The organism is uncultured Methanobrevibacter sp. (assembly GCF_900316895.1).
GTDB lineage: Archaea > Methanobacteriota > Methanobacteria > Methanobacteriales > Methanobacteriaceae > Methanocatella.
In genome coordinates, this window is record NZ_ONER01000145.1 from 1 (window position 1) to 3,337 (window position 3,337).

General features: G+C 40.8%; 4 protein-coding genes. All 4 read right to left on the minus strand.

All coding sequences use genetic code 11. The features are described from left to right. On the minus strand, nucleotides 1-753 hold a 753-nt coding region (locus QZN27_RS09870; protein ID WP_296787065.1), incomplete at its 3' end, for a DHH family phosphoesterase. Beyond that, nucleotides 743-1,141: a 30S ribosomal protein S15 gene (locus tag QZN27_RS09875; protein WP_296787067.1), complete on the minus strand. Its 399-nt coding sequence runs from the start codon at nucleotides 1,139-1,141 to the stop codon at nucleotides 743-745. The genes QZN27_RS09870 and QZN27_RS09875, both read right to left, overlap by 11 nt. A gap of 61 nt (nucleotides 1,142-1,202) precedes the next feature. After that, nucleotides 1,203-1,754 carry an XTP/dITP diphosphatase gene (locus tag QZN27_RS09880; RefSeq protein ID WP_296787071.1) on the minus strand — a complete coding sequence of 184 codons (552 nt, stop codon included), beginning with the start codon at nucleotides 1,752-1,754 and terminating at the stop codon, nucleotides 1,203-1,205. A 70-nt stretch (nucleotides 1,755-1,824) separates the two neighbouring features. Then, nucleotides 1,825-3,337, minus strand: a 1,513-nt coding sequence (locus tag QZN27_RS09885) for a bifunctional N(6)-L-threonylcarbamoyladenine synthase/serine/threonine protein kinase (protein ID WP_296787074.1), incomplete at its 5' end; no start/stop codon positions are given.

Genomic DNA, 3,337 nt, shown 5'->3' on the forward strand with positions numbered 1-3,337 from the left:
GACACTGACCAAAGCATCCTTAAGAAGGTCTTTTTCCTCATCCTCAAGGTCTGTGAATTTAATGCCGTATGATAAATTCATCTTTTCAAGAAATTCCTGAGAGCCTTCCAAATCTCCACTGATTCCAGGCAAAGGTGGTGAGAAAGTGTAGGCGAGTGACTTGAAAACAGGTTCTGTTGCCTTTGAAACTATTTTCAATCCCTCATGGATTTCAACAACACCGCTTTCCTGTGCATCCTTTAAGATTTCCTTGTTCATGCCGGTAAAACCGTCTTGGCCCTGCATATCACCAAACGCACCGACAAGTGCAAAATAGGCCAGATGCTTTTTGTCAAGGCCACGGACAGTCATATAAGCTGAACCCGCACCGCACAAATCACGGCTTCCGTCAATTCCGAACAGATGAGGGTTCAAGTGGACCACATTGCTTTCAGACTCAGTATCATCCACCTGGTGGTGGTCAGCAACTATAACGTCATGCTTATAGGAGTTGAATTCCTTGATGAATGGACTTCCCATGTCTGAAAAGATAAACAAATCATACTTTTCGCTTCTAAGCTGATTTACGTTTTCCTCTTTTAGACGTGGGAGAATTGTTGTGTGGAACTGAACATCCTCTTCAGCTAAAGCATTCGCTATAACTGCTGCGGCTGATATACCATCAGCATCGTTATGAGAAATTATTCTGATAACGCTATCATTTTCAATATGCTCCTTAAGCATATTGCAAGCTTCGTCAGCTCTATTTAACAAGGAGTGCTGCTTCTTTTGGATTATATCTCCAACCTTCTGGTAATGCACCTTCACTTACATAGTAAGATGCTAATTTTCTGATTCTTGCTTCGATGATAGTTAATCCTCTTTTGGAGTGTAAATCCTTAGGATTTTCTTCTAAGTGGTCTCTGATGTTAACTGCTCTTTTGATTAAGTTTAATAAATCTTCTGGGTATTCACCAGCTTGACCGTTTCTTTTTAAGATTTGAGTGATTCTTTCACCGGTTACATCTTTAACTGATGGAATTCCGTATTGATCTCTTAAGATAATACCGATTTCGGAAGTACTTTTACCTTCTCTGTTAAATTTTAAAATCATCTCTTCAATTTCTTCGTCACTGTAAGTTACCCATTCTGGTCTTGCCATAATATAAACCTCTTTAAATTTTTTAAATCTTAAATAAGCCCAATATAAACAGAAAATAATGTTATTCTTGACTGGTATACCATTCAATAAATTTCTTTAATGAATTCTTTCTATGTGAAAATTGGTTTTTTTCATCAGTTGTAAGTTCTCCAAAGGTCTTGCCTTCACTAGGAACATAAAATAAAGGATCAAATGCAAATCCTAAATCTCCTCTTTCTTCAACTGCGATTTCACCTTTGACCTTGCCTAAAAAAGTCTTGGGCTCAGAATTGGGGGCGCAGTACCCAATAACTGACCTGAATTCGGCATAACGGTCAGAAACATCGGTTAATAGCTTCAAAATTCCCTGATTTCCAATGGTATCTTGAACATAATGTGAATATGTCCCCGGAAATCCATTCAAAGCCTTAATGAATAAACCAGCGTCTTCCACAATCACAGGTTTGTCAAGCTTACGACTGGCATATTTTGCGCCTGATAAGGCCACTTCCTCAAGAGTTCCCTGAGGTTCTTCGTAACCTAAATCAATATGCTCAAGTTCAATGCCGTAATCTTTGAAAATATTCTCTGCTTCTTTTACTTTATGTTCGTTACCAGTTATAAATGTTATCATATTTTTAAAAAGTAACTATTAATTATATAGCTTATTTTTTTATAGCCCAGTTGAGAAATTAATGATATTTTTAGTGGGTATAACGTCCGCGAGACTCAATATCTGAAATCACATTCAAGATGGATTTATCCCCATAACCGTCCAGCACGCAATCAAAGTATTTGACGGCCAGATTATAATCAATACTTTGCAGGGACTTTTTCAAAACAAGCAAATCAACTGCTTTGTCCTCTTTCAGCTGTGAATATCTTCCAAGCCCGAAATCTATGAAAACCAGATTGTCATCCTGAAGCATTATGTTGGATGATGTGATGTCTCCATGGATAATGTCATAGGAGTGCAATTTTGAAATTTCCTCACCAATCCTGAATGACAAATCCTCATCAATGACATCCTTGACCATGACACCGTCAATCTCTTCCATCACAATTGCTTTGCGGTCCAAGTCGACATCATATAGAACAGGAGTCCTTACGCCTGCCCTTTTGGCATCAGACAATAGTTTAGCCTCTTCCTTGGTTCTTGCCTTTCTGATCTTGTCATCAATTTCCGGAATTCTGTAGCCTTTAGGAATCCTGTCCTTGATTATAGCCTTTTCACCCAAATATTCGCTTTTGACAATGTTGGATTCGGCTCCTTTTGCAATCAGCTCATCAGGAAGAGTAAGATAAGTTTTGGTATTGTCAATCCAAGGAATATCCACCTCATCTGTTCTGAACTTTTGGATAATGCCCGTTTCAGTCAAATCCATCGGTCCGAATTCCTTACACATCAACAAGCCCAGCCATGCAATCATGACCCCATTGTCTCCGCAGAGCTTCATTTCAGGCATGTAGAATTTGGCGCCGTGCTCTTCTGACATTGTCCTGAGCATTTCGCGCAGCCTTGAATTGGCTGAAACCCCACCGCAAAGCATCACCTCATCCTTCTGTGTGTGTGACAAAGCTCTCTCAGTCACTTCAACAAGCATTGAAAATGCGGTTTCCTGAAGTGAAAAGCAGACATCCTCAATTGGAGTTCCCTTTTGCACTTCCCTTATGGCCGCTGAAAGCAGTCCTGAAAAGGAAAAATCCATTCCCTTGACAACATAAGGCAAATCAACATAAGAACCTTTCTTTGCAAGCTTTTCAATGACCGGTCCGCCGGGGTGTCCGAGACCTGTTTCACGGCCGAAATGGTCAAGGCAGTTTCCAACGGCAATGTCCAGGGTTTCACCGAAAATACGATATCTTCCGCTTTCATAGGCTATTACCTGACTGTTGCCTCCACTTACGTAAAGTGATACGGGGTTGACCGCACCTGTATCAAGCTTGCCGACCTCAACATGCCCTATACAGTGATTGACGCCGATTATCGGCTTTTTGAGTGACAGTGCCAGAGACCTTGCTGAAGTGGCTACGATTCTTAGAGCCGGTCCCAAACCAGGACCCTGTGAAAATGAAATCAAATCAAGGTCATCATATGACAATCCGGATTCCTCAATTGCCTGAGGTATAAGTTTAGGAATCCATTCGGCATGATGTTCGGCAGCCAAACGGGGGTGGATACCTCCCTCTTCTGGAAATAGCTGCTTTCCAGCCATT

Excerpts from the sequence above, each read along its gene's own strand:
- QZN27_RS09880 (WP_296787071.1), bottom strand. The coding sequence starts at position 1,754 with ATGATAACATTTATAACTGGTAACGAACATAAAGTAAAAGAAGCAGAG.
- QZN27_RS09875 (WP_296787067.1), bottom strand. The coding sequence starts at position 1,141 with ATGGCAAGACCAGAATGGGTAACTTACAGTGACGAAGAAATTGAAGAG.